Annotated in this window: 22 protein-coding genes; 5 read left to right on the top strand and 17 right to left on the bottom strand. The window is 65.8% G+C overall.

Going from position 1 to position 24,099, the window contains the following annotated elements:
• Nucleotides 1-3 precede the first annotated feature (3 nt).
• Nucleotides 4-1,020 carry an ATP-binding protein gene (locus tag ACQR13_RS20395; RefSeq protein ID WP_434863141.1) on the top strand — a complete coding sequence of 339 codons (1,017 nt, stop codon included), beginning with the start codon at nt 4-6 and terminating at the stop codon, nt 1,018-1,020.
• Nucleotides 1,021-1,071: 51 nt separating this feature from the next.
• Here the strand turns inward: ACQR13_RS20395 and ACQR13_RS20390 are convergent, their stop codons facing one another.
• Nucleotides 1,072-2,526 carry a peptidoglycan DD-metalloendopeptidase family protein gene (locus ACQR13_RS20390; protein WP_434863140.1) on the bottom strand — a complete coding sequence of 485 codons (1,455 nt, stop codon included), beginning with the start codon at nt 2,524-2,526 and terminating at the stop codon, nt 1,072-1,074.
• A 107-nt stretch (nt 2,527-2,633) separates the two neighbouring features.
• On the bottom strand, nt 2,634-3,281 hold the full coding sequence (locus tag ACQR13_RS20385; RefSeq protein ID WP_434863231.1) for a protein-L-isoaspartate(D-aspartate) O-methyltransferase: 648 nt from the start codon (nt 3,279-3,281) through the stop codon (nt 2,634-2,636).
• 266 nt (nt 3,282-3,547) lie between these two features.
• Here ACQR13_RS20385 and ACQR13_RS20380 point away from each other — a divergent pair, with 266 nt between their 5' ends.
• Nucleotides 3,548-3,931, top strand: a complete 384-nt coding sequence (locus tag ACQR13_RS20380) for a response regulator (RefSeq protein ID WP_315799824.1) — start codon at nt 3,548-3,550, stop codon at nt 3,929-3,931.
• Between the two features lie 8 nt (nt 3,932-3,939).
• Here the strand turns inward: ACQR13_RS20380 and surE are convergent, their stop codons facing one another.
• From surE to ACQR13_RS20320, 12 genes are all read right to left on the bottom strand, one after another.
• Nucleotides 3,940-4,707, bottom strand: a complete 768-nt coding sequence (gene surE / locus ACQR13_RS20375; RefSeq protein ID WP_434863139.1) for a 5'/3'-nucleotidase SurE — start codon at nt 4,705-4,707, stop codon at nt 3,940-3,942.
• A gap of 96 nt (nt 4,708-4,803) precedes the next feature.
• The gene (locus ACQR13_RS20370; RefSeq protein WP_434863138.1) at nt 4,804-5,163 is read right to left on the bottom strand and encodes a hypothetical protein; all 360 of its coding nucleotides are present in this window, start codon (nt 5,161-5,163) and stop codon (nt 4,804-4,806) included.
• Between the two features lie 102 nt (nt 5,164-5,265).
• Complete coding sequence (serS, locus tag ACQR13_RS20365) at nt 5,266-6,597, bottom strand: serine--tRNA ligase (protein WP_434841160.1); 1,332 nt, start codon at nt 6,595-6,597, stop codon at nt 5,266-5,268.
• Nucleotides 6,598-6,723: 126 nt separating this feature from the next.
• The gene (tatC, locus tag ACQR13_RS20360) at nt 6,724-7,539 is read right to left on the bottom strand and encodes a twin-arginine translocase subunit TatC (RefSeq protein ID WP_315827526.1); all 816 of its coding nucleotides are present in this window, start codon (nt 7,537-7,539) and stop codon (nt 6,724-6,726) included.
• Nucleotides 7,536-8,063, bottom strand: a complete 528-nt coding sequence (gene tatB / locus ACQR13_RS20355) for a Sec-independent protein translocase protein TatB (protein WP_315711712.1) — start codon at nt 8,061-8,063, stop codon at nt 7,536-7,538. Before tatB ends, tatC begins: the two co-directional genes overlap by 4 nt.
• A gap of 112 nt (nt 8,064-8,175) precedes the next feature.
• Nucleotides 8,176-8,409, bottom strand: a complete 234-nt coding sequence (locus tag ACQR13_RS20350) for a twin-arginine translocase TatA/TatE family subunit (protein ID WP_006614346.1) — start codon at nt 8,407-8,409, stop codon at nt 8,176-8,178.
• A gap of 276 nt (nt 8,410-8,685) precedes the next feature.
• On the bottom strand, nt 8,686-9,783 hold the full coding sequence (gene scpB, locus ACQR13_RS20345) for an SMC-Scp complex subunit ScpB (protein ID WP_315827524.1): 1,098 nt from the start codon (nt 9,781-9,783) through the stop codon (nt 8,686-8,688).
• A gap of 19 nt (nt 9,784-9,802) precedes the next feature.
• Nucleotides 9,803-10,642 (bottom strand): segregation and condensation protein A, encoded by an 840-nt coding sequence (locus ACQR13_RS20340; protein WP_315711705.1) that lies wholly within the window; start codon nt 10,640-10,642, stop codon nt 9,803-9,805.
• On the bottom strand, nt 10,639-11,667 hold the full coding sequence (nagZ, locus tag ACQR13_RS20335) for a beta-N-acetylhexosaminidase (RefSeq protein ID WP_316202391.1): 1,029 nt from the start codon (nt 11,665-11,667) through the stop codon (nt 10,639-10,641). The genes ACQR13_RS20340 and nagZ overlap by 4 nt, the downstream gene beginning before the upstream one ends.
• A gap of 42 nt (nt 11,668-11,709) precedes the next feature.
• Entirely contained in the window at nt 11,710-13,260 is a 1,551-nt protein-coding gene (locus tag ACQR13_RS20330; RefSeq protein WP_315750999.1) for an SPOR domain-containing protein, read from the bottom strand.
• 95 nt (nt 13,261-13,355) lie between these two features.
• Nucleotides 13,356-15,152 carry an arginine--tRNA ligase gene (argS, locus tag ACQR13_RS20325; RefSeq protein ID WP_434863137.1) on the bottom strand — a complete coding sequence of 599 codons (1,797 nt, stop codon included), beginning with the start codon at nt 15,150-15,152 and terminating at the stop codon, nt 13,356-13,358.
• 8 nt (nt 15,153-15,160) lie between these two features.
• Entirely contained in the window at nt 15,161-16,327 is a 1,167-nt protein-coding gene (locus ACQR13_RS20320; RefSeq protein WP_315711700.1) for a deoxyguanosinetriphosphate triphosphohydrolase, read from the bottom strand.
• A gap of 111 nt (nt 16,328-16,438) precedes the next feature.
• Here ACQR13_RS20320 and erpA point away from each other — a divergent pair, with 111 nt between their 5' ends.
• Nucleotides 16,439-16,780, top strand: a complete 342-nt coding sequence (gene erpA, locus ACQR13_RS20315) for an iron-sulfur cluster insertion protein ErpA (RefSeq protein WP_315711699.1) — start codon at nt 16,439-16,441, stop codon at nt 16,778-16,780.
• Nucleotides 16,781-16,798: 18 nt separating this feature from the next.
• Here the strand turns inward: erpA and ACQR13_RS20310 are convergent, their stop codons facing one another.
• From ACQR13_RS20310 to ACQR13_RS20300, 3 genes are all read right to left on the bottom strand, one after another.
• On the bottom strand, nt 16,799-19,114 hold the full coding sequence (locus ACQR13_RS20310; RefSeq protein ID WP_434863136.1) for an ATP-binding protein: 2,316 nt from the start codon (nt 19,112-19,114) through the stop codon (nt 16,799-16,801).
• Nucleotides 19,115-19,876: 762 nt separating this feature from the next.
• Nucleotides 19,877-20,617, bottom strand: coding sequence for a metallophosphoesterase family protein (locus ACQR13_RS20305; RefSeq protein WP_316165448.1), 741 nt, complete (start codon nt 20,615-20,617; stop codon nt 19,877-19,879).
• Between the two features lie 417 nt (nt 20,618-21,034).
• Nucleotides 21,035-21,940 (bottom strand): LysR family transcriptional regulator, encoded by a 906-nt coding sequence (locus tag ACQR13_RS20300; RefSeq protein WP_315827517.1) that lies wholly within the window; start codon nt 21,938-21,940, stop codon nt 21,035-21,037.
• Between the two features lie 95 nt (nt 21,941-22,035).
• Between ACQR13_RS20300 and styA the strand changes: the two genes are divergently transcribed.
• Together styA and ACQR13_RS20290 are read left to right on the top strand one after the other, a co-directional pair.
• The gene (gene styA, locus ACQR13_RS20295) at nt 22,036-23,283 is read left to right on the top strand and encodes a styrene monooxygenase subunit StyA (protein WP_316165311.1); all 1,248 of its coding nucleotides are present in this window, start codon (nt 22,036-22,038) and stop codon (nt 23,281-23,283) included.
• Between the two features lie 23 nt (nt 23,284-23,306).
• Nucleotides 23,307-23,834: a flavin reductase family protein gene (locus tag ACQR13_RS20290; RefSeq protein WP_316165309.1), complete on the top strand. Its 528-nt coding sequence runs from the start codon at nt 23,307-23,309 to the stop codon at nt 23,832-23,834.
• The last annotated feature ends 265 nt before the right edge of the window (nt 23,835-24,099 follow it).

The raw sequence follows: 24,099 nt of genomic DNA, 5'->3' as shown, positions 1-24,099 counted from the left end.
AGCATGTCGAAAAAACCAGCCAGAGCCTCGTCCCGCGCCCCCGCCAAAAACGCCCTCAGACCGCTCGCCAAAGGCCCCCGGCCTGCAGCGCAAAAGCCACCAAAGATCGCGGCAAAACGTCCCGCCGGCCCCGCCTCCGATGATACGGCTGACCGGATTGCCCGTGCGCTGGAAGCAATTGCCGCGCATCTGGCGACAACCCATGCGGGTGCGACGCCCGCGCTGGACCTCAACGCGGCCGACGCCTTCGTCTGGCATCCGAACGGCCGGCTCTCGACGGTGCCGCGCGTCAGCCGTGTCGAGATCGACCTGCTCAAGGGCATCGACCGGATGCGCGACATCCTGATCGAGAACACCGAGCGCTTTGCCAACGGCCTGCCGGCCAACAACGCCTTGTTGTGGGGCGCGCGCGGCATGGGCAAATCATCGCTGGTGAAGGCCGCCCATGCCAGCATCAACGTCACGCGCAAGCCGGCCGACCGGCTGAAACTGATCGAGATCCACCGCGAGGACATCGAGAGCCTGCCGGCCCTGATGGACATCCTGCGTGCCGCACCGTTCCACTTCATCGTGTTCTGCGACGACCTGTCGTTCGACGGCAATGATGCGTCCTACAAATCGCTGAAAGCCGTGCTCGAAGGCGGCATCGAGGGACGCCCGGAGAACGTCATTCTCTACGCCACCTCGAACCGGCGCCATCTGTTGGCCCGCGACATGATCGAGAACGAGCGCTCCACCGCGATCAATCCGGGCGAAGCGGTCGAGGAAAAGGTCTCGCTGTCCGACCGTTTCGGCCTATGGCTCGGCTTCCACCGCTGCAGCCAGGACGAATACCTCGCGATGGTCAAAGGCTATTGCAGCCATTTCGCCATCGCAGTCGCCGAGGATCAGTTGGAGCGCGAGGCGCTGGAATGGGCCACGACGCGCGGCTCGCGCTCGGGCCGCGTCGCGTGGCAGTTCACGCAAGATCTGGCGGGCCGCCTCGGCGTGCGGCTGACAACGCAAAAAGCCGCGCAGTAATCTGCGCGGCCCTGTGTCGTCCACGATTGCGTGGGGTCAAACGACCGGACCTCACGCCCCGTTGAGGAATTGCAGCGGGTCAACCGGAGACGATCCCTTGCGGATCTCGAAGTGGAGCTGCGGCGATCCGACTTCTCCCGATTGACCCGACTTGGCAATGACCTGGCCGCGCTTGATCGGATCACCGCGCTTCACCATCAGCTCACTCGCATGGGCATATGCGGTGACATAGCCGTTGGAATGCCGCACCAGGACCAGATTGCCATAACCCTTCAATTCATTGCCGGCGTAAGCGACGACGCCATCTTCGGCCGCCTTCACCGGGGTGCCCTCGGGCACGGCGATGTTGATGCCATCGTTGGACTTGCCGTTGGTCTTGGCGCCGTAGCTGGTGATCACCTTGCCGCGCGCCGGCCAGCGGAAGGTCGGTAGCGAGCTGGTGGTCTCGGCGGGCCGTGCCGGCTCCTCCTCCTTCTCGGGCGCCGGATTGGCCTGGGCCAGGCGGGCGGTCTGGACCGGACCGGCGGCCGTCGCGACCCGCGTTGTCGGCGCTGGCGCCGGCACGGTCGCAACCGCCTGGGGAACGGTTGCGACCGGAGCCACCGGCGCAGCTGCCGCCACGGCCCTGCCAGGGACGGTCAGCCTGGTCCCGAGCTTGAGCGGCGAAGCCTGATCGAGATTGTTGGCGCGGGCGAGCTCAGCCGCCGTCAGATGATTCTGGCGGGCGATGCTGGCGAGTGTCTCGCCGCGGTTGACGAAATGGACGGTGGACGGTGTGGCGGCCGCCACCGGCTTCGGCGCGACCATTGGCGCCGCGGCAACGGGCTGGGCCGCGGGCGCAGCCGCCACCGCGCCAGGATGCGGAATGATCAGCTGCTGGCCTGGCGACAATGCGCGCGGCCCCTTGTAGCCGTTGGCAGCCAGGATCTCAGCCGGCGTCACGCGGTAGCGCTTGGCGAGGATGTCGAGCGTATCGCTGGTGCCGACGATGATCTTGGTGCCACTGGCAGGACGCGCGGCCGCGACCGAACGCGGCGGCACGGTGCCGGTGGTCTCGAGGCGCGGCTGGGCCGGCGGAGCATAGGAATGCGCGGGCTGTGCATAGGCCGGGGGTGCGGCGACGGCGGGCGCCGCGACGGGGACCGCAGCGGGTGGCGCATAGGACGCGACGCCGCGCCCGCCCGACGACATGCCTCCGGCGCCGCCACCAGTCGGATAGGATTGCGGAGCCCCGACCGCCGGGGGCGGCAGCGCCGAGGACGAATAGGCTGGCGCCGGCGCGGGAGCCGGCGTGTAGGACTGGCTATATTGCTGGTGCTGCCGGGGCGGCTGCGCCTGCACCGACCCGGTGGAATCGGATGCAAAGGGGTTTGAAAACGGATTTTGCGTCTGCGACAGCCGCGTCGACATGTCGGCGCTGCAGCCGGCGACGCCGAACGACATCAGCGCCAACGCCGCAACTTGCGGCAGGCGGCGCGAGCGAAGCAACTCGACAGTGGCGGGCATGGTTACTCACTCGTACGCAACAAACAACGAATTCGAGTAAACACAGCCGCGGTAAATAAGCGCTTAAGCCGCGAATAAAGCGTTGTGCGGCCTGCTGATCCGCACGTTTAAAGTTCGCGCGCAATCCCCGGAATTGCCGGCACAAATCGCACGTCGACGAGCTCCTTTCGGTCGAAACGATCACCCGTTCGCGTGATCCTGACGAGCGTCTGCACCCCGTGTTGCGGCCCGACCGGCGCGATCAGGATACCGTCCGGCTCCAGCCGGTCGAGCAGGCTCTGGGGAATCTCGTCCATCGCCGCCGTTACGATGATGCGGTCGAATTGGCCGCCCCCCGGCGGCAGCGCGTAGCCATCGCCGAGCATGACCTCGACATTGAAGCAGCCGAGCTTCTCCAACCGTTCCCTGGCCTTGTCGGCCAATGTCCGGAAGCGCTCCACCGTCAGAACGTTGGTGGCCAGCCTGGACAGAATCGCGGCCTGGTATCCTGACCCCGTCCCGATTTCGAGTACACGATGGGACTTCTGCAGCTTGAGCTGCTCGGTCATGTAGGCGACGACGAAGGGCTGGCTGATGGTCTGCCCACAGGCGATCGCCATCGCGCTGTCACGATAGGCCTCCGGGCGGTCGGCCGGCAGAACGAACTCCTCCCGCGGCACCTCTTCCATCGCGCGCAACACCGCCTGATCGCTGATCCCCCGCCGACGCAGGGTCAGCTGAAACATCATTTTCTCGGGAGGAGCAGCTGGGGGCATCGGGATGTCGGTTGGTGGGCTCGTGCGCAATTTACCTGCCGGGCGAGGGTTGCGCACCGATTTTCCGCACACCCGTCGCAACCGGATGCACCGTCATGGTCTCGACGACGACCGCGTTCCGCACGAGGAACCAAGTCGGGTCCGGTTCGTTCACCTTATGGGCGATCGTGCCCACGCCGCACGACCGTGAAAGACGACATTGTTGACGTTGCGCCATAAGCCGTTATTTGCGAGCGTCAAATCGGGTATGGGCAAGGACTGACATCATGACTGCACCGCGGCCGCCGCGCGGCTCTGTGTTTTTGGTTGAAGACGAAGTCATGATCCGAATGATGGTCGCCGACATGCTGGAAGAGCTCGGCTACACCGTCGCGGCCGAGGCCGGCGAAATCGGCGAAGCGATGCGGCTGGCCGAGAGCACCTATTTCGACGTCGCCATTCTCGACGTCAACGTCAACGGCAAGGTCATCTCGCCGGTGGCCGATCTCATCAAGGCGCGCAACCGTCCCTTCATCTTCGCAACCGGCTACGGCTCGTCGGGGTTGCCGGAAGAATATCGCGACCGGCCGGCCCTGCAGAAGCCATTCCAGCTCGAGACGCTCGGAAAGGCGATCGACCATGCCCTGCGTGGCGCTGAGCCACAAGGGTAGAAGGCGCTTCAGCCGAGAATGTCGCTGAGCTTGCCGGAGAACGCCTCGTCCGTGCGATCCAGGCGAAGCGGGGTCACTGATACGTAGTGCGCCGCGAGAGCTGCGAGGTCCGTCCCCTCGTCGGGCACATCGAGCGAGGCAGCCCGGTCGAAGCCGATCCAGAAATAGGGGTTGCCGCGGCCGTCGCGCCGCTCATCGACTTTCAAGAAGCCCAGATTGCGCTTGCCCTGGCGGGTGACCACGACGCCCCTGACCTCTTCCGGTGCACAGGCGGGGAAGTTGACGTTGATCACCGTATTCCTCGGCACGCCGGCTTCGAGCACCTTGCGCACGATCTGCGGGCCGAATTTGAGCGCGGTGTCCCAAGACGGCTTGTCACGCGTTGCAACGCTGAATTCCTGCGACAGGGCAAACGACGGCAGACCGAGAATGGTGCCTTCGAGCGCGCCGGCGATGGTGCCCGAATAGACCACGTCCTCGGCAACGTTGCGGCCCTTGTTGACGCCGGACAGCACCACCTCGGGCAGCCTCGCCCCCAGGATATGACGGGCTCCCATGATGACGCAGTCGGTCGGCGTGCCGCGCACCGCGAAATGCCGCGGGCCGACCTCACGCAGCCGCAGGGGGTCATTGAGCGAGAGCGAATGGGACACGCCGCTTTGGTCCAGTTCGGGAGCCACGATCCAGACGTCGTCGGACAGGGCGCGTCCGATCTCCTCGATCACCTTGAGACCCGGCGCATGGATTCCGTCGTCATTGGTGCAGAGAATCCGCATGGCCAACCTTCCGTCCCTTCGAAAGCATCGTTCGGGGGGTGTCTTATCTGCTGTGCAGCATCGAGGCAAACCTGAGCGCGCTGCGGCATCACCCGGTCAATGCCGGATCCGCCACTGCGGCAGGAACCTGGCGAGCTGCCCTCGTGTGCCCAGCCTCAACGGTAAGCTGGATGTGCCGGATCCGCCGGGTGCCTGCTGGACAGGAGGCGCCGGCACCGCTGAAGGCTCCGTCCGCGGCACCGCCGCAAACCGGGCCCGCGCGACACTCAACGCCTTCTCGAAGTCGACGGGGTTGAACCAAGCCTGATCGCGCAGCGAGTCGTGCAGGCCCTCGTCCCAGACCCTTGAGGATTCGATATCGAATGCTCCCTTCAGGCGCTGATCGACCGCCTGGATGCCGGAGCCGGTGACGGCCCATTGCCGCCCGATCCAGAAAATATCCCGATGCAGAGCCATGATGCCGGTATCTGAAAAGCAATTGCTGAACAGAACCGAGGATACGACCCGCCGGCGCGTACGCAATGGCGGCGACCTGAGCGGATGCAATTTGCCGCGACGCTATGGCTCCGCGGCCACCACCTTGAGGCCGCCCATATAAGGCTGCAGCACGTCGGGAATCGCGATCGAGCCGTCGGCCTGCTGATAGGTCTCCATGACCGCTATCAGCGCACGGCCGACAGCCGTGCCCGAACCGTTCAATGTGTGCACGAAGCGCGGCTTGCCATCGCTTCCGCGATAGCGTGCATCCATGCGGCGCGCCTGGAAGTCGCCGCACACCGAACAGCTGGAGATCTCGCGGAAGGCGCCGCCATCGCCCTGCCCGGGCATCCAGACCTCGATGTCGTAGGTCTTCTGCGAGGAGAAGCCCATGTCGCCGGTGCACAGCGTGATGACTCGATAGTGCAGATCGAGCCGGCGCAGCACTTCCTCGGCGCAGGCCAGCATGCGCTCATGCTCGTCCTTGCTGGTCTCCGGCGTCGTGATCGAGACCAGCTCGACCTTGGTGAACTGATGCTGACGGATCATGCCGCGGGTGTCGCGGCCGGCGGCGCCCGCCTCGGCGCGAAAGCACGGCGTCAGCGCCGTGAGCCGCATCGGCAACTCCTTCTCATCGACGATGGACTCGCGCACCAGGTTGGTCAGGGCCACCTCGGCAGTTGGGATGAGACCCAGCCGCTCGGTCTTGAGGCGATCATCCGGCTCTGCAATCAGCTCGCCCTTCACGGCCCAGAACTGGTCGTCCTCGAATTTCGGCAATTGGCCGGTACCGAACATGACGTCGTTGCGTACCAGCAGCGGCGGATTGATCTCGGTGTAGCCGTGCTCATTGGTATGAAGATCGAGCATGAACTGCCCGAGCGCGCGCTCGAGCCGCGCCAGGCCACTCTTCAGCACGACGAAGCGCGCGCCCGACAGCTTCGCAGCCGATTCGAAGTCCATGGTGCCAAGAGCCGCACCGAGATCATCATGCGGCTTCGGCGCGAAGGCGTAGTTGCGCCGGGCGCCGAACATGTGGCGCTCGACATTGTCGTGCTCGTCCTTGCCGTCCGGCACCTCGTCGAGCGGCAAATTGGGAATCGCCGAGAGCTCGCGCGCCAGCTCCTCATCCGCCTGCTTCGCGGCTGCCTCCAGCTCCGGCATGGTGGTCTTGAGCTTGGCGACCTCCTCCATCAGCGCCGATGCGCGCGCGTCATCCTTGGCCTTCTTGGCCTCGCCGATTTCCTTGGAGGCGGCGTTGCGCCGGGCCTGGGCCTGCTCGGAGGCCAGGATCGCCGCGCGCCGCCGCTCGTCGATGGCGAGCAGATGCGACGACAGCGGTGCCAGACCCCGGCGCGTCAGCGCCACATCGAAACCTTGCGGATTGTCACGGATCGATCTGATGTCGTGCATGGTCGTTCGGTCCTGGGAACGAAGAGTATCGGCGAGTCGCCTGGGCTCGCGGGCCGGCCTGCACTACCGCGAATGGCGCCGGATGGGAACAGGCAACGCCCTGGGATGTCCCCGAGCGCAACCGTTCTATTCGGAAGGGTCGGCCGGGAGATTCCCCGAGCCGGACGACGAGCCGGACTTGGCCGCAGCCGCCTGCTTCTCGACGATGCCGACCGCGATGATCGCGCCCTCGTAGAGCGCCAGCAGCGGCAGCGCCAGCGAGGCCTGGCTGAGCACGTCCGGCGGCGTAAGCACGGCCGCGATGATGAAGGCGATCACGATGAAATAGCGCCGCTTCTCCTTCAGCATCTGCGAGGTGACGATGCCGATGCGGCCGAGCAGGGTCAGGATGACCGGGAGCTGGAACGCGATGCCGAAGGCGAAGATCAGCGACATCATCAGCGACAGATATTCACCGACCTTGGGCATCAGCGCGATTTGCGCCGTCTCGGGGCCGCCGAGCTGCTGCATGCCCAGTGAGAAGCGCACGATCATCGGCCACACCGCAAAATAGACCAGCATGGCGCCAAGCACGAAGAAGACGGGGGTCGCTATCAAGTAGGGTAGGAAAGCATTGCGTTCGTGGCGATACAGCCCCGGCGCCACGAACTTGTAGATCTGCGTCGCGATGATCGGGAACGAGATGAAACCAGCGCCGAACATCGCGAGCTTCAACTGCGTGATGAAATATTCGAGCAGCTGGGTGTAGATGAACTTGCTGTTCTCGGCACCTGCGACCCAGACGAACGGCAGCACCAGGATGTTGTAGATCTGCTTGGCGAAAAAGAAGCAGAAGATGAAGGCCACGCCGAAGCCGATCAGCGCCTTGATCAGCCGCGACCGCAGCTCGATCAAGTGGTCCATCAACGGGGCCTTGCTGGCCTCGATATCTTCGACGGTCATGACGCTTTGGCGTCCTTCGGGCGGTCAGCTTCTGCTGACGCAGACATTTCAGGCTGTGGCTCGGGTTTGATTTCACGGACGATCGCCAGCGGCTCGCCCACGGATTGATGGACTTCAGCCTCTGCGAAGGTCTCGGCCACTGGAGGTTCGGGGGTGGTCGGGGTCATCACAGGAGGCTCGGGCGAAGCAGCAGCCACATCCGATGCGGGCGCCGGCTCGGCGGGCTTGTCGATCCCCTCGATATCGAGAGCCTTGTCGACGTCGCGCTGCAACGAGGAGATCACGCCGGTCGGAGTGAAACCGCTGGCCGCCTCGCGGACCTCATCGAAACTCTTCTTGAGGTCGGCCATCTCCGCTTCGCGCATCGCCTCCTGGAACTGGCCCTGGAACTCCGAGGCCATCCGGCGCGCCTTGCCGATCCATTGCCCGACCATACGCAGGACGCCCGGAAGCTCCTTGGGACCGATCGCGATCAACGCGACGACCCCAATGACGAGCAGCTCACTCCAGCCGATATCGAACATGAAACAATCCGCCTACGCGACGACGCCTCTGATCCCGCCTATCCGGGCCTGTCTGAACAGGTCCCGGTGCCGTCCCTGCGGGAGCGCGCCGCCGGCGCCTTTCACGCGCAGATCAAACGGCTTTGCTGCCGACATCCGTGCGGGTGGCCGAAGGCGTGGCGCCGTGATCGATCGACTTGACGGGCTCGGTCTTCTCCGGCGCCTTGTCGTCGTCCTGCATGCCCTTCTTGAACGCCTTGATGCCCTGCGCGACGTCGCCCATCAGATCGGAAATCTTGCCGCGCCCGAACAACAGCAGGACGACCGCGATCACGACGATCCAGTGCCAAATGCTAAGCGAACCCATCCTGCAACCCTCCAAACACCGGCGCAGCCTTCACCCGACTGCCCGTCGACGCTACCGCCGAAACCGCGTCATATCCATGGACTTGACCGCGACACTTCGCTTCTAGCATTCGATTGCGAAACATCAACACGAACGCGGCGCATCAGCCGAAAACGGCCCGCGGACAGCCCAATCTGGCCGGAAGGTAGGCGCCAACGCCCCCAAAAACAAGCACTTAAGGTCCGACAATTCGCGGCCGGACCTACGTAATAACGCGAGTGTTAACAGCCCCGGCCGCTAGCTTTGGCGCGGCGAGCCATCGTCGTCGGTATCGCGGTCGTGCGCGTCATCGGCCGCGTCGATCTCCTCATCCGCCGTGTCGACCTCGGCCTCGGCCTCTGCCTCATCGTCTGCCTGAGCGTCAGCGTCGGCAGACAGCTCGACGACCTCGATAACGGCCTCGTCGTCCGGCTCGACCTCGATCTGCTCGACGGCCAAGTCCACCTCGGTGATCTCGGTTTCCGCATCGGCGCCCGGCAGTTCCAGATCGCCAACGGCAACCTGCGACGAGGTGTCGTCCCGAACGGCGGCCTCAGTGGTCGCCATCTGGCCTTCGGCGACCTCGGCCGCAGCCGTGTCGGCTGCGACCGTTTCCATCTCGGCCGTTTCGTCTTCCGCGGCTTCGGCCTCGCCAGGCTCGGCCTCCACCGCCGGCGCAAGCGCCAGGTCGAGATCGCCCGGATCCAGCGGCTCCTCGTCCTCCCGCAGCGTCGGATCGTCCGATGGCGTCGGGACGGTGAAGCCGGTCGGCAGCCGGGAATCCAGCAGGCCGGTTCCCTTCAGCTCTTCCAGGCCAGGCAGATCGCCCAGGGTCTCCAGGCTGAACTGAGCCAGGAACGCATCGGTGGTTCCGAAGGTCAACGGACGGCCCGGCGTCTTGCGGCGCCCCCGCGGCTTGATCCAGCCGGTCTCCAGCAGAACGTCCAGCGTTCCCTTGGAGGTGACGACGCCGCGGATCTCTTCGATCTCGGCACGCGTCACCGGCTGGTGATAGGCAACGATGGCCAGAACTTCGATCGCCGCGCGCGACAGCTTGCGCGTCTCGGTGCTCTCGCGCGTCATCAGCCAGGCGAGGTCGCCGGCGGTACGGAAGGTCCACTTGTTGGCGACGCGCACGAGATTGACGCCGCGATTGGCGTACTCCGCCTGCAGCTGCGCCAGTGCGGCCTTGATGTCGACACCTTCAGGCATACGCTTGGCGAGCGCAGCCTGCTCAAGCGGCTCGGCCGAGGCAAACAGGAGAGCCTCGAGGATGCGCAACTCTTCGGGGCGCGCTACAGGCTCGATCGCGATCTCGTCGGGCTCTTCCATGCGCAGTTCCGCCAAGCTTGCCATGGCAGGGTCTCCTTGTTCGTTACTCAACCGTCAAGTCCGGCGCAGCCATGGCGCCGGGCTGGATCGGTGGACGCTTACGAAAGTACAGCGGCGCGAACGCCTGCTTCTGGTTCAGCTCGAGCTTGCCTTCGCGAACCAGCTCGAGGACGGCCGCAAAGCTCGATGCGAAGACGGTGGCCTTCTGTGCAGGCTCGACGACGTAGTCCAGCAGGTAGTCGTCGAGACATCCCCAATCGTCCGAGACCTCGGTCATGCCGACCAGACGCTCGAGCGTGGCGCGGGCCTCGGCAAGCGACCAGACCGTGCGCTTGGCCATATGAACGGACGTGACGACGCGCGACTGCCGCTGGATGGCATAGGCCGACAGCAGGTCGAACAGGGTCGCGGTGAACTTGGGACGACGAACCTCCGCTATGGCCTCCGGGTTGCCGCGCGGGAACACGTCACGCTGGAACTGGGGCCGGTTCATCAGGCGATTGGCGGCTTCGCGGATCGCCTCCAGCCGGCGCAGCCGGTTGGCAAGTGCCGTGGCCATCTCCTCGGCGCTCGGACCTTCTTGCGCTGGCGGCTCGGGCAACAGGAGACGCGACTTCAGAAAAGCGAGCCAGGCCGCCATCACGAGATAGTCGGCGGCGAGCTCCAGCCGGATCTTGCGGGCAGCCTCGATGAACTGGAGATATTGGTCGGCGAGCGCCAGGATGGAGATCTTGGCAAGGTCGACCTTCTGCTGCCGCGCCAGCGCGAGCAGCAGGTCGAGCGGGCCCTCGTAGCCCTCGACGTCGACGACCAACGCCGGTTCGGCCTCGGCCAGCTCCGTCGTGGGACGGCCGGTTTCAAACGACAGAATTTCAGCGGTCATGCGCTAGCGGATCCCAGCCGGTTGATCAAGGCGTCGAGCTCGCCGCGCGCGGCGTCACGATCGAAGCCTGTAGGTGCCTTGCGCGCCGCAAGCGCGCGATCGGCGCGGATCAGAGCCTGCCCTTCAAGCTCAGGCGTCTCGGCGGCCACGGCCTGCATCTCGTCGAGCTTGCCGTTGCAATGCAGAACCATGTCGCAGCCAGCCGCCACGATCGCGCGCGTGCGCTCGGCGATCGATCCGGCCAACGCGTTCATGGAAACGTCATCACTCATCAACAAACCCTGGAACCCGATCCGTTTGCGAATCACCCGTTCGATCATTGTCGCAGAAGTCGTGGCCGGATGGGCGGCGTCGATCGCGCTAAACACAACATGTGCAGTCATCGCCATCGGGAGGTCGGCCAGCGGCCTGAACGCGGCGAAATCGGTTGCGTCGAGTTCCGCTTCTGGCGCGTCCACGGTCGGCAGCCGGAAATGGGTGTCGGCGGTGGCCCGGCCATGCCCCGGAATGTGCTTCAGCACCGGCAGCACGCCGCCCTGCTCCAGCCCCTCCGTCACCGCCCGGGCGATCGCCGCCACCTTTTCTGGCGTCGTGCCATAGGCTCGATCCCCGATCACGGCATCGGCGCCGGCGACAGGGACGTCTGCGAGCGGCAGGCAATCCACAGTGATGCCGAGCGCGAGCAGGTCGTCGGCGATCAGGCGAGCGCTGAGCCAGGCGGCACGGAGGCCTGCGGCCGAATCAAGGTCGTAGAGACGGTCGAACACCACGCCGGCGGGATAGGCCGGCCAATGCGGCGGCCCCAGCCGCTGCACCCGGCCCCCCTCTTGGTCGATCAGGACCGGAGCGTCGGCGCGGCCGACGCAGGCCCTTAATTCCTCAACCAGTGCAGTCACTTGGGCGGGCGACTGGACGTTACGTTTGAACAGGATGAAGCCCCAGGGCCTGAACTCGCCGATGAACGCGCGCTCGGCGTCGGTGAGATCAGGCCCGGAGATGCCGGTAATGAAAGCCCGCATGGTCATGCGGGCCGCATAGACCCCGCCTCGGGGCCGGTCAAGCAGGCCTTAATTGTTGCTAAACGGGAAACACTGTCCGCCGGCAGTTTTCAACGATCCGCACATCTTGTTGGCCTCTTCCTTCGTCGCGAAGGGTCCGACGGCTGCGCGGTACCTGACGCCGCCCTTCTCACCCAGATCCATCCGCTTGATGATCGGCTCATATTTGCCCAGCACGGCGCCGTACTTGTCCTGCACCGCCTTGTAGGACGACATCGCCTCCGCCTCGCTGGCCTGCGACGAGATCGAGACCAGGTAGCCGCCGGTACGATCGGTCTGGGTCTGCTCGGTGACCGGCACGGCCGCGGCGATGCGCGCCGGTGCGGCCGGCTGCGGTGTCAGCGGCATCGGGCTGTCGTTGGCGGCCGACGCGTTGGCGTTGGCCGGCGACTTTCGGCCCTTCGGCGTCGCCGCCGGCTTGGTTGCAGGCGTCGCCGGCATCGGCGGATCGGCCGCAGCAGCCTGATTGCCCCCCGTCACGGACAGCGTCTTGATCGGACGCGGATCACTGTTGGGCAAAATGCCGTTGGCGTTGGCCATCTGCGACATCGGGGCCGCCCCGGCGCTGACCGGCGGCGGAGCCGCATTCTGGTTCATCTGCGGGAACACCACGCGCGGATTGCCGCCGCGGGCGTTCAGATCCATCGGCGTCTCCTCGCGGGACACCAGCTTCTCGCCGCCGTCATTGCCGAGCAGACGATCCGGCACCTTCGGCGTCGGATCCTGCTGGGCCATGATCTTGGTCGGACTGTTGTCGGCGCGAATGATCGGCGGCTCGCCGGTACGGCCGGACGAGATGTAGGTCTTGTAGCCGTAGGCGCCGCCGGTGCCGACCACCGCAAGGGTCAGCACCGCGAGCACGGTGCTCATGCCGCTGCGCCGCCGCGGCCGCTCCTCTTCCTCGCCCTCGTCGTAACCGTCCTGATAGCCGTATTGGCCATCCTGGAAATCGTTGTCGCCCTGAAACCCCTGCTGTCCCGAGCCCATCTGCCCGAACAGCGCATCGTCATAGCGCGAGGAGTCCGGCTCGTTGTCGTCGAAGCCGTTGTCGCGGTTGTAGTCGCGGTCATTCTCGGCGAACCCGTGGCGCGATTCCCCGACGCTGTAGTCGAGCTTGGACAACTGATCGGCGAACTCCGCGTTCGGATAACCCTGCTGCTGCCGGGGAGCGGGCGCGGGCGCGAAATCCTGGTCCGGGAAACCCGGCTGGCCGCGCGGATCCTGATAGCCCGCCGGAAAGGCCGGCGGTGCAGGCGCCGGCTGCGGCGGCTCGCGGCCGATGTCGGCGAAGGGGTTGGCGGCGGCAGGCTGGGCACGTTGCATCCAGGCCGGAGCGCCGGCCGGAGGCATGCCGGGAACCGGCTGTTCCGGCGCGGGCGCCGCGGGGCGCGCCATCGGACGCGGTTGAGATTGCGGAGTTGCCCGGCCCGAGGCGGCAAAAGGATCGTTCTGCCCGATCAGGCGAGCGAGTTCGGCGAGCGGATCGGCATCGGCCTGCTGGTTTCCACCACGGCCAAAACCATCAGCGGGAAAGGGTCTGTCCTGGTAACGATCAGCCATCGTGATGAAGCGTCCCTGCGGGTGAGCCGCATATGCGTCCTAAGGCGGACCCTGCCAGATTGAGGCCCCCAACTGAAGTCGTGTGTTTCCCCCAATCAGCGCATTGCATCAGGAGCATTAACGCCCAAGATCGCAAGTCCCGACGCCAGAACCGAGACGACGCCCTGAACCATGGCCAAACGTGCCTTGGTCAATTCTGCATCATCATCGATAATGAAGCGTAAATAGGGCAAATCCCGCCCCCGCGTCCAGAGGGCGTGAAATTCGCTTGCAAGTTCATACAGGTAGAAGGCGATCCGGTGCGGCTCATGCGCCAGCGCTGCGCTCTCCACCGTACGTGGGTACAGTGCCAGGCGTTTCAAGAGGTCGTGTTCGGCCGAGTCGGAGAGTTTTTCGAGGTTGGCCTCGCGGAGGAACGCTAACCGCGCCCCCTCGTCCTCCGGCAGGTCCCGGAAGCTCTCCCGCGCATTGCGAAAGATCGAATGCCCCCGCGCGTGGCCATACTGGACATAGAATACGGGATTGTCGCGCGACTGCTCGATGACCTTGGCGAGGTCGAAATCGAGCACGGCGTCGTTCTTGCGGTAGAGCATCATGAAACGGACCGCATCGCGCCCCACTTCATCAACAACTTCCCGCAAGGTGACGAAGTCGCCGGAGCGCTTCGACATCTTCACCGGCTCGCCATTGCGCAACAGCTTGACGAGCTGCACGACCTTGACGTCGAGCACGGCCTGTCCGGCCGTCACCGCTTTCACCGCCGCCTGCATGCGCTTGATGTAGCCGCCGTGATCGGCGCCGAATACGTCGATCAGGTCGGCGAAGCCGCGCTCGAACTTGTGCCGGTGGTTGGCAATGTCGGAGGCGAAGTAGGTGTAGCTGCCGTCCGACTTGATCAGCGGACGATCGACGTCGTCGCCATAGGCCGTGGCGCGGAACAGAAGCTGCTCGCGATCCTCCCAATCCTCCACCGGCGCGCCCTTGGGCGGCGGCAGACGGCCTTCATACACGTCGCCCCGCTCGCGCAGGAACTCGATCGTGTCGGCAACCTTGTTGGTGCTGCCTGCAATCAGCGAGCGTTCCGAAAAGAACACGTCATGACGGATGTTGAGCGCGGCGAGATCATCCTTGATCTCGGCCATCATCATCGCGATCGCCTTGTCGCGCACGATCGGCAGCCACTCGGTCTCAGCGAGCGCCTTGAGCTTGTCGCCGTGCTCGGCCGCGAGCGCCTGCCCGACCGGCTTGAGATAGTCGCCGGGATAGAGCCCTTCCGGAATGGCGCCGATGTCCTCGCCCAGCGCCTCGCGATATCTGAGGAAGGCGGAGCGCGCGAGTACGTCGACCTGAGCGCCGGCATCGTTGATGTAGTACTCGCGGGTGACGTCGCGGCCGGCGAACTGCAACAGGCTGCATAGCGCGTCGCCGAACACGGCGCCACGGCAATGGCCGACATGCATCGGCCCGGTCGGATTGGCCGAGACGTATTCGACGTTGACCTTCGGCGCGCCCGGCACCGGCGCAACGCGGCCGTATTCGGCGCCTTCGCGCAGGATCGTCGCCAGCGCCTTCGCCCAAACCGTCGGCTGCAAAGTGAGATTGATGAAACCCGGACCGGCGACGTCGACCTTCGCCACCAGCGCATCTTCGCGCAGGAGCTGGGCGATCTGCTCGGCGAGATCACGCGGCTTAGCCTTCGCCTCCTTGGCGAGCACCATCGCCGCGTTGGTGGCCATGTCGCCATGGCTCGGGTCGCGCGGCGGCTCGACGACCACGCGCGAAAAATCGATGCCCTCGGGCCAGCCGCCATCCTTGGCGAGCGCGGCGCAGATCGCGTGCACGCGGGCCAGCATGTCGGCGAAAAGATAGGGGGTGGACGCTTGTTCAACCATGCCGCCGCCTAACGCAAATCCGGAGTCGAGTCAAAAAGCCGGTGGTGCTCCGTTAAGGCGAAACGGTCCGTCATTCCGGCGATAAAATGGCCGATGCGGCGAGCCCGATCGCCCTCGCCGTCGCAACCGTCCAGCCAGCCCGCGGGCAGCGTCGAACCGTCCTCATGGTAGCGGCCGTACAGGTCGGCGACGATGCGCTCGGCGTCGCGCATCACCCGCATCACCCGCTCATGGCGGTACATCCGCTGCCAGAGAAACCCCTTGATGGTCGCCTCATGCTCGGCCACATCGGCCGGAAATGCCACCAGCGGCCCGCTGTGCCGCCTGATGTCGTGAGGCGACATCGGCTGCGCCCGCGCGATCCGGCGCTCGGCCTCGGCCGCCACGGCGGCGATCAGGTAGGAGATCAGCTCGCGCACCAGCTCGGCGCCGCGCCGGATCGGATCGAGCGCCGGATATTGGCGATCGATCTCGGCGATCATCGCGGCCAGCAGGGGAATTTCCTTGAGGTCGTCGACCGTGAACAGGCCGGCCCGCAGCCCGTCGTCGATGTCGTGGGCGTCATAGGCGATGTCGTCCGCGAGCGCCGCGACCTGGGCCTCGAGCGAGGCGTAGCTCCACAGCTCCAGGTCGAACCGGGTATTGAACTCGGCGATTCCCGGCGGGATCGGCTCCTGCAACGGCCCGTTGTGCTTGACGATGCCCTCGAGCGATTCCCAGGTCAGGTTGAGTCCGTCGAAATCCGGGTAGCGCTGCTCGAACGACGTGACGATGCGCAATGTCTGGGCATTGTGGTCGAAGCCGCCATGGTCCGCCATGCAGCGGTTCAGCGCGCGCTCGCCGGCATGGCCGAACGGCGGATGGCCGAGATCATGCGCCAAGGCCAGCGTCTCCGTCAGGTCCTCGTCGAGGCCGAACTGCCGGGCCAGCGCGCGGGCGATCTGGGCCACTTCCAAAGAATGGGTCAGGCGCGTGCGGTAGTGGTCGCCTTCGTGGAAGACGAACACCTGGGTCTTGTGCTTCAGCCGGCGGAAGGCGGTCGAATGGATGACGCGGTCGCAATCCCTGCGGAACGCGCTGCGGGTCCGGGACGGCGGCTCGGCGAACAGGCGGCCCCGGCTGCGATCGGGATCGCAGGAATAGGGAGCGCGGGGGGCAGCCATTCCGACCGACACGGGCGATTGTTCCTTTTGCGGTTTGATTCCTCGGCGGAGCCCACTTAACTATGGGGAGCGCCCGGCACCAAATGAATAGGGCATGACGCGCTACCTCGGAGACCTCCTACCATGACTGATGCCTCGACCGGCCCCGTCACCATCAGCGAACGCGCCGCCCGCCGCATCGGAGAGATCCTCGGCAAGGAGAGCGCCGGCGCGATGCTGCGCATCTCGGTCGAAGGCGGCGGCTGCTCCGGCTTCCAGTACAAGTTCGACATCGACCGCGCCAAGGCCGACGACGATCTCGTTATCGAGCGCGATCGCGCGGTCGTGCTGGTCGATCCGGCCTCGGTGCCATTCCTCGCCGGCTCGGAGGTGGATTTCGTCGACGACCTGATGGGCGCCTCGTTCCGGGTCAATAATCCCAACGCCACCGCCTCCTGCGGCTGCGGCACCAGCTTCTCGGTCTAGCGTCCCCTCGTTGTCGGCTCAGGCCTCCGCCGTCGCAGCCGGGACATCTGACGGCGCAAGCGCCGGCGCCTCGACGTTTGGCGCGGGCGTTCCGATCGCCTTCAGCATTGCCGCCACCATGGCCGGCTTGCGCAACGGCTTGGCCAGAAAGTCGGTCATGCCGGCCTCGCGGCATTGCTTGATGTCGTCCGGGAAGGCGTTCGCGGTCAGCGCGATGATCGGCAGCTCGGCGAGCCGTCCACCCTTGGCCCGGATGGCCCGGGTCGCGGCGATGCCGTCCATTTCCGGCATGCGAACGTCCATCAGCACGAGGTCGAACTCCTGTTCGTCGGCCGCCTTCACCGCCTGCACGCCATCCGGAACGATGCATTTATCGACCGGGAACTCCTGCAGCATCTTCGACACAACCATGCGGTTGGTGGCGTCGTCCTCGGCGATCAGCACGCGCAAGGGACGGCCGAGTGCCTCGATCCGTGCCTTGAGGTCGCCGGCGCCGACCCGGTCGCCGCGCTGATCGGACACCTGCTTGTCGCTCCACGGCAAGGTCAGGCTGAAGCGGAAGGTCGAGCCTTCGCCCTGCACCGACGACACCGCGATGACCCCGCCCATCTGCTCGATGATCCGCCGGGAGATCGCCAGCCCGAGCCCGGTGCCGCCGAAGCGGCGGTTGATCGAGGCATCGGCCTGGGCGAAATCCGTGAACAGCTTGCCGACCCGATCGGCGGGAATGCCGATGCCGGTGTCGGAGACGCGCCACTCGATCGTCGCCCTGTGGTCGTCGCGCGTGCGGCAGGCCACGGCGACGGTGATGCCTCCCTGCTCGGTGAACTTCACCGCGTTGGACGCAAGATTGATCAGCACCTGACGAATGCGCGCCACGTCGCCCTTGAGCGCCGGCGGCAGCTTCGGATCGATATCCGCATTGACCAGCAGGCTCTTCGATTTTGCGTTGACGCCCATGATGGCGGTGACCGCCTCGACCAGCGCCGCCGGCGAAAAATCCACCGTCTCGAATTCGAGCTTGCCGGCGTTGAGCTTGGACAGATCGAGGATGTCGTTGAGGATGCGCTGCAGGTTGTCGCCGGACTCGCGGATCGTCATGACCGCGTGACGCTGCTCGTCGTCGAGCTTCGTCTCCAGCAAGGTCGAGGCGAGCCCGAGCACGCCGTTCATCGGGGTGCGGATCTCGTGGCTCATCATTGCCAGGAAGTCGGATTTGGCACGGCTTTCGGCTTCCGCCTGCTCGGCCCGCCAGCGCTCGGTGACGTCGCGGCCGAAGCCGCGATAGCCTGCGAACTTGCCCTCGTGATCCCGCGCCGGCCGCGCCGTCAGCGCCCAACGGCGGCGCTCGCCGCCAGCCACCACGACATGGATCAGAATTTCCGGGATCGACAGCCGCTGCGCCATGCGATCGGCCAACGTCTTGAGCGTCGCCGTATCGGTCGGGCAGAGATATTTCAGCGTATCGATCAGCCGCTCGCCCTTGAGCTGATCGAGCGGAAGCTGGGCCACGTCGGCGAAACGCTGCGGCGCGTCGATCAGCCGGCCCTCGGCATCGGTCTGCCACAGCCAGCTCGCGGCGTTTTCCTGGAATTCCTTCAGGAGCAGCGAGATCGTCTCGTTCTGGCGCTCGTGCCGGATCTGCGCCTTCAGGTTCTCCAGGAACACGTTGCCGTGCGACACCAGGTGCCGCACCATGAACGAGGTGTAGAGCAGCAGGAACACGACGAGCACGAGATAGGTCGCGCCGCCGCACAGAAACAGCGAGCCCACCGAGGCGAGCATCAGGGTCCAGGTGTAGGCGAGACCAGCCCGCGGCACGCTCGACATCGCGAACGCGCCACCGGAGATCATCCCGGTCATCAGCGAACCCACGATGATCTGCAGATGCGGATCGACCTGCGGCATCACGATCAGCGGCAGCGATCCCCAGATCGTCGCCAAGAAGAACGCCTGCAGCGTCATCCGGGAGATGGCGCGCTCGGACGCCTCCTGCGGCCGCGACTTGCGCGCGCGCCACCAGCCGCGCAGCGCCATGCCGCCGGCCACGCCGATCGCAGTGCCCCACGCGATGAGGAAGAGATTGGAGACGGTGTTCCAGAACACGCCGAGAATGATGGCCGCGTTCGCGAAATTGATGCCGATTGTCACGGGGACGAGGCGCGCGACGGCATCGACCTGCCGCGCCCGGATGCGCCGGCGATCGCGCTCGGTCAGCGCTTCGTCGTCGAGACCCTCGATGGCGCCGAAGCCGCCGATCCAAAGGAAGAACGCGCCCAGCGGACTGGCGCTTGCGGTTCGCTTCGAACTCGTGGGATCCCCAGGCCAATTCATGAGGGCGCGATGCTTTCCTTGTGGTCCCTTGCCATGCCTGATCGGCTGCTTCAGCCGCGTTAATTGTTCCGCCCGTAGAATTACGGAACCTCCGAATGCGCGCGCTGGCAGCGCCGGATGCAACTCATCGTTCCCGCGGCACGATGTGCCCGAGTCATGATCGTCCGTTTCCCCCTCGTTCAGGTCGAGGGCGCAGGGAATGCCGGGTGCTGGCCGCAACCCATGGCCCGCCTGCAGAAAGAAAGCAGGCGGCAGTCACCACAGGTCCAGCCGGTCAACCGGCATTCCCTGCACGACGGCTCTACGCCTTATACGCATTCTCCCCGGGGACCGGGCTGTCTTGCCCCCGTGACCGGCGGATCATCGTCACCACCGGCGTGGCCTCAGCGTCGGGAGACCAGGACCATGCGATTTCGGCGTGCGCCCTGTGCCGTTCGTCCGCACGGCATCACGCCATGCTGCGGCCCACGACGCCCATCGCATCCCACCCCGCGTGTCGTGACGATCGCGATACGCCCCTCGTGCCGGGGCGGGACGGCGACATAGGAGCATGAATTCTGTAAAAGCGAAACCACGATATTTTTCGCACCGGGACTGGACAGGGCAAATCAGCTTGAAGGCGCTCGTGAAATTAATCTCTCGGCGCACGCTATTCGACGCCGGCTGCGCCCAATTGGCATCGCCAACATGGGTCATGCGGTGGATCGATTTGCCCGACGTGCACGCGGGATCGCAATCACCACGTCGTTGTTCGCTGATCCCTCACAGCACCGCGCCGGAGGCGTAGGCACTGGCCCAATGCGGAAAACCGTTTTCGGCGGCACGCGCCGCCGCGTGATCCCAGTCATAGGTCAGCGCCAGCAGCTCGGCCTGCCAATGTCCGCGTCGCTCGGTCAGAACCGCATAGCGCGCGTGCGGCGAGCGATGTTCGAGCTGGGCTGCGATCGGGATGTCGCCGAACACCGGGCAGCCGACGCTGCCGGGGTTGATCACCAGCGGCCCACGGGGCACCTGCACCACCGCCTGCCGATGGCTGTGGCCGCACAGCACCAGCGTGGCGCCGCCGATGTTGGTGAGCCGTGAGATGAGCACGTCGCGACGCGCCGGGACGTAGCGGCCATCGTCCAGCATCTCTTCGAGCAGGAGGGCACAGTCATCGTCTGGCGTGCCATGCACAGCGAGGATGCCATGCTCCAGCGCGATCCGCGCCGGCAGGGCATGCAACACACGGCGCTGTTCAGCGGTCAGCGCGACCTGCGCGAAGCGGCCGGCCGGCGACAACTTCTCCTCCGGCCATTCCTCGATCCAGCGGTCATGATTGCCGCGCACCGTGGGCAGCGTCACGGATTGCAGCAGATCGAACGTCTCCCGCGGCCACAGGGGGCTGGTCACGCAGTCGCCAAGATTGACCGTGGCGTCGACGCCGCGCATCTTGATGTCCGCGAGCACCGCCTCCAGCGCCGGCAGATTGCCATGCACGTCGGAAATCACAGCCAGCCGCATTGTCGCCCCCTCGCAGTCCCGTCTCTCTTCAGTCGCTTGAGGTAGAACTCTAGCATCCTCGTCATTGCGAGCGAAGCGAAGCAACCCAGAGCCCTTGGCGGCCCTGGATTGCTTCGCTTCGCTCGCAACGACGGTGGAGACGCCGGATGAACTAGAGCGCGGCGCCTCCTCGCTCCATCTATACTGCAGCGGAAGCGGTGGCCTCGGCGCCCACGACGCTGAGGCGTTGCTGCGCGTCTTCAGCTCCCATGCAGCCACATCCTCGCCGTCATGCCCGCGCAGGCGGGCATCCAGTACGCCGCGGTCCATCGGTATCGCCACAACCGCCTCGGCGCACTGGATCGCCCGGTCGAGCCGGGCGAAGACAGTCGCGTTTGTCGCGAGGGCACTGCTCCCTTGGTGGTTGCGAAAACTCCCTCACTGCAGCGCCCCGATCGCGAACACATCCGCGCGCTCGATGATCAGGTCGCGGAACAGGCGGGCGCGGTGCGACATCCATTGCGGGTCGGGATAGACGACGTGAAGCGGCAGCGACGGAACGTCGTAGTCGGGTAGCAGATGGATGAGCCTGCCTGACGCAATGTGTTGAACCGCGCACCAGTCCGGCAGCACGGCGGCGCCGAGGCCTTCCAGCGCCGCCAGGGTCATGATGTCGGCGTCGTCGCAGGTGAGCGAGGGCGTGATGCCGACGACGTGGCGGCCGGTTTCGGATTCGAGGCTCCACTCGTTCTTCGGCGACAGCCGCGAATAGGTCACGCAGGGGAGCTGGCGCAGATCATTGGGCAGTCGCGGCGGGCGGTGTCTTGCGAGCAGCGATGGCGCCGCAACCAGCAGCCGCTTGACCGTGCCGACGCGCCGCGCGACCAGCGAGCTGGAGCTGAGCACGCCGATGCGGATGGCGAGCTCCGTCCCGGTCTCCACGAGGTCGACGAACTGCTCGGTGAAGCGGATGTCGAGCCGCACCTCGGGATAGCGGCGGCCATATTCGGCGAAGACGTCGCTGAAGAAATGGCGGCCGAACGAGGTCGGCACCGTCATCCGCAAGGTGCCCGAGGGCGCGCCGACGCGCTTCGGCGACGGCATGCCCGCGCTCTCGAACAAGCTGACGATGTCCTTGGCGAGCTTGAGGACGCGATCGGCCTCGGCTGTCGGCCGGAGCTTGCGCGTGGTGCGGACGAACAGGCGACAGCCGAACTGCTCCTCCAAGAGCGCGATGCGCTTGGTGATCGCCGGCTGTCCCAGGCCCAGATCGGCCGCGGCCTGGGTGAAGCTGCCGGCTTCCATGACGCGGATGAAGGTCTGCAGCGCGTCGATCCGGTCCATCCATTCCTCCCCGGAATGAGTTTTATTCTCGTCATTCCGTATACGTCAGGAGGCGGGCCGGTCTAGCCTCTCAAAAAATCAAACGGAGGGAGACCATGGAGAAGTCGATTGGCATCGTCGGGGCCGGCATCGGCGGGCTGCACCTGGCGCTGTATCTGCAGAAGAAAGGCATCCAGGCCACGGTTCTGACCGACCGCGAGCCGGAACAGTATGCTGCAACGCGGTTGATGAACACGGTGGCCCATCACGGCATCACCGTGGCGCGCGAGAACGAGCTCGGCGTGAACCACTGGGACAGTCCCGAATTCGTCTATCACCACCACGATCACTACTTCAATTTCCCCGGCAGCCCCCTGCTCTTTCGCGGGGCCTTCAAGCAGCCGAGCCGCGCGGTCGACTACCGGATCTACCTGCCGGCGCTGATGAAGGATTTCGAGGACCGCGGCGGCGCGATCGAATATGCCAGCATCCAGGACGACGACATTCCGGCGCTGGTGGCGCGCTTCGACCTGCTGGTGGTATCGACCGGCAAGGGCGCGCTGGGGCGGATGTTCAGCCACCGGCCGGAGCTGTCGCCCTACAACCAGCCGCAGCGCCTGCTCTGCGTCGGCCTCTATGACGGCGTCGACCACGGCAGCCCCGAGGGCGACGATCCGCGCGGCGTGACGCTGTCGGTCTCTCCGGGCCATGGCGAGATGATCGTGATTCCGACGCTCACCTTCGGCGGCATGAAGACGGCGCTGCTGATGGAGAACATTCCCGGCGGTGACATGGCCGAGCTGGTGTCGCTCAACTACGACGCCGATCCCTCAGCCTTCCGGCAGACGCTGCTCGACAAGCTGGAGAAGCACCATCCGCACACCTACAACCGGATCGACACGCACCGCTTCGATCTGCAGCCGCTGGACCTCTTGCAGGGCGCCGTGGTGCCGACCGTGCGGCGCTCCTCGGTCACCTTCGACGACGGCAAGATCGCGATTGCGCTCGGCGACGTGCACTCCGTGGTCGATCCGATGATGGGCCAGGGTGCCAACATGGCCTCCTATGCCGCGTTCGAACTCGGCAAGGCGATCACCGAGGCGGTGGCGTTCGACGACCGCTTCGTCGAGACGGTCGATCGCGCGCGCGAGAACCGCGTGCTCGCCGCGGCGCGCTGGACCAACCTGATGCTGCAGCCGCCGTCGGAGGCGATGGGCCGGCTGATCTTCACCATGGCGCAGGATCGCGGGCTCTGCGACGAGTTCACCGACAATTTCAACTACCCGGAGCGGCAGTGGGACCGGCTGGCGAGCGAGCGGCGCATTCATGCCTGGATCGACGAGCGGACGCGGCTCGCGGCGTGAGGCGTGATGACGGAGAGCGGCCGATGAGCCATCATCCCGATGCCGCGGGTTTTCGCGCAGCCGCGTCGCGGTTCTCCACCGGCGTGACCGTCGTCACCAGCAGCGATGGCGACGGCGCGCCGGTCGGCATGACCGCCAACAGTTTCACCACGGTCTCGACGCAGCCGCCGACGGTGCTGGTCTCGCTCAAGCGCGGCCGCACCTGGCAGGCGGTGAGCGCGTCCGGCCGCTATGCGGTGAATGTGCTCGCGGCCGATGATGTCGCGATCGGCCGGCATTTCGCCGGCGCGGCCCTCGCACAGGGCGCGCCTGCCTTGGACGCGCGTGACGGCTTCTTCCTGCTGCCGGCGGCCATCGCGCAATTCGGCTGCGAGGTCGTGAGCACGGTCGAGATCGCCGACCACACGGTGTTCATCGGCGAGGTCCGCTGGTGCCGCCACCAGGACGGCCTGCCGCTGGCATTCTACGCCAGCCGGTTTCGCAATGGGCTGGGCGCGGAGATATTGCCAAGCGACGGGCTGGCGTATCCGGCGGAGGGGTGGACGATCTGATCGTGGTGCGCGGTGGGCACGGCGCTGCGCGCCTTTGCCCACCCTCCAAGTCAGTGGAAAATCCGATGCGGTCCGCCGGGACGACTTAGTGAGCCAAACATCGTCACATTGAAGACTGCGGGTCCGGCACAGTCGTGAGGCTCAACCGCCGATCGGTCCGGGGTCGATGCCCCCCGTTGTGGCGGCTCCAGAATGACCGGAGCGCGGCCACGTGACGATCGAACCTAATTTTACTTCCCGTCCGGCGTCGTCGTCAAATGGATCG

The organism is Bradyrhizobium sp. HKCCYLRH3059 (assembly GCF_051168035.1).
Lineage (GTDB): Bacteria > Pseudomonadota > Alphaproteobacteria > Rhizobiales > Xanthobacteraceae > Bradyrhizobium.
This window is presented reverse-complemented; position numbering and strand designations above follow the sequence as displayed.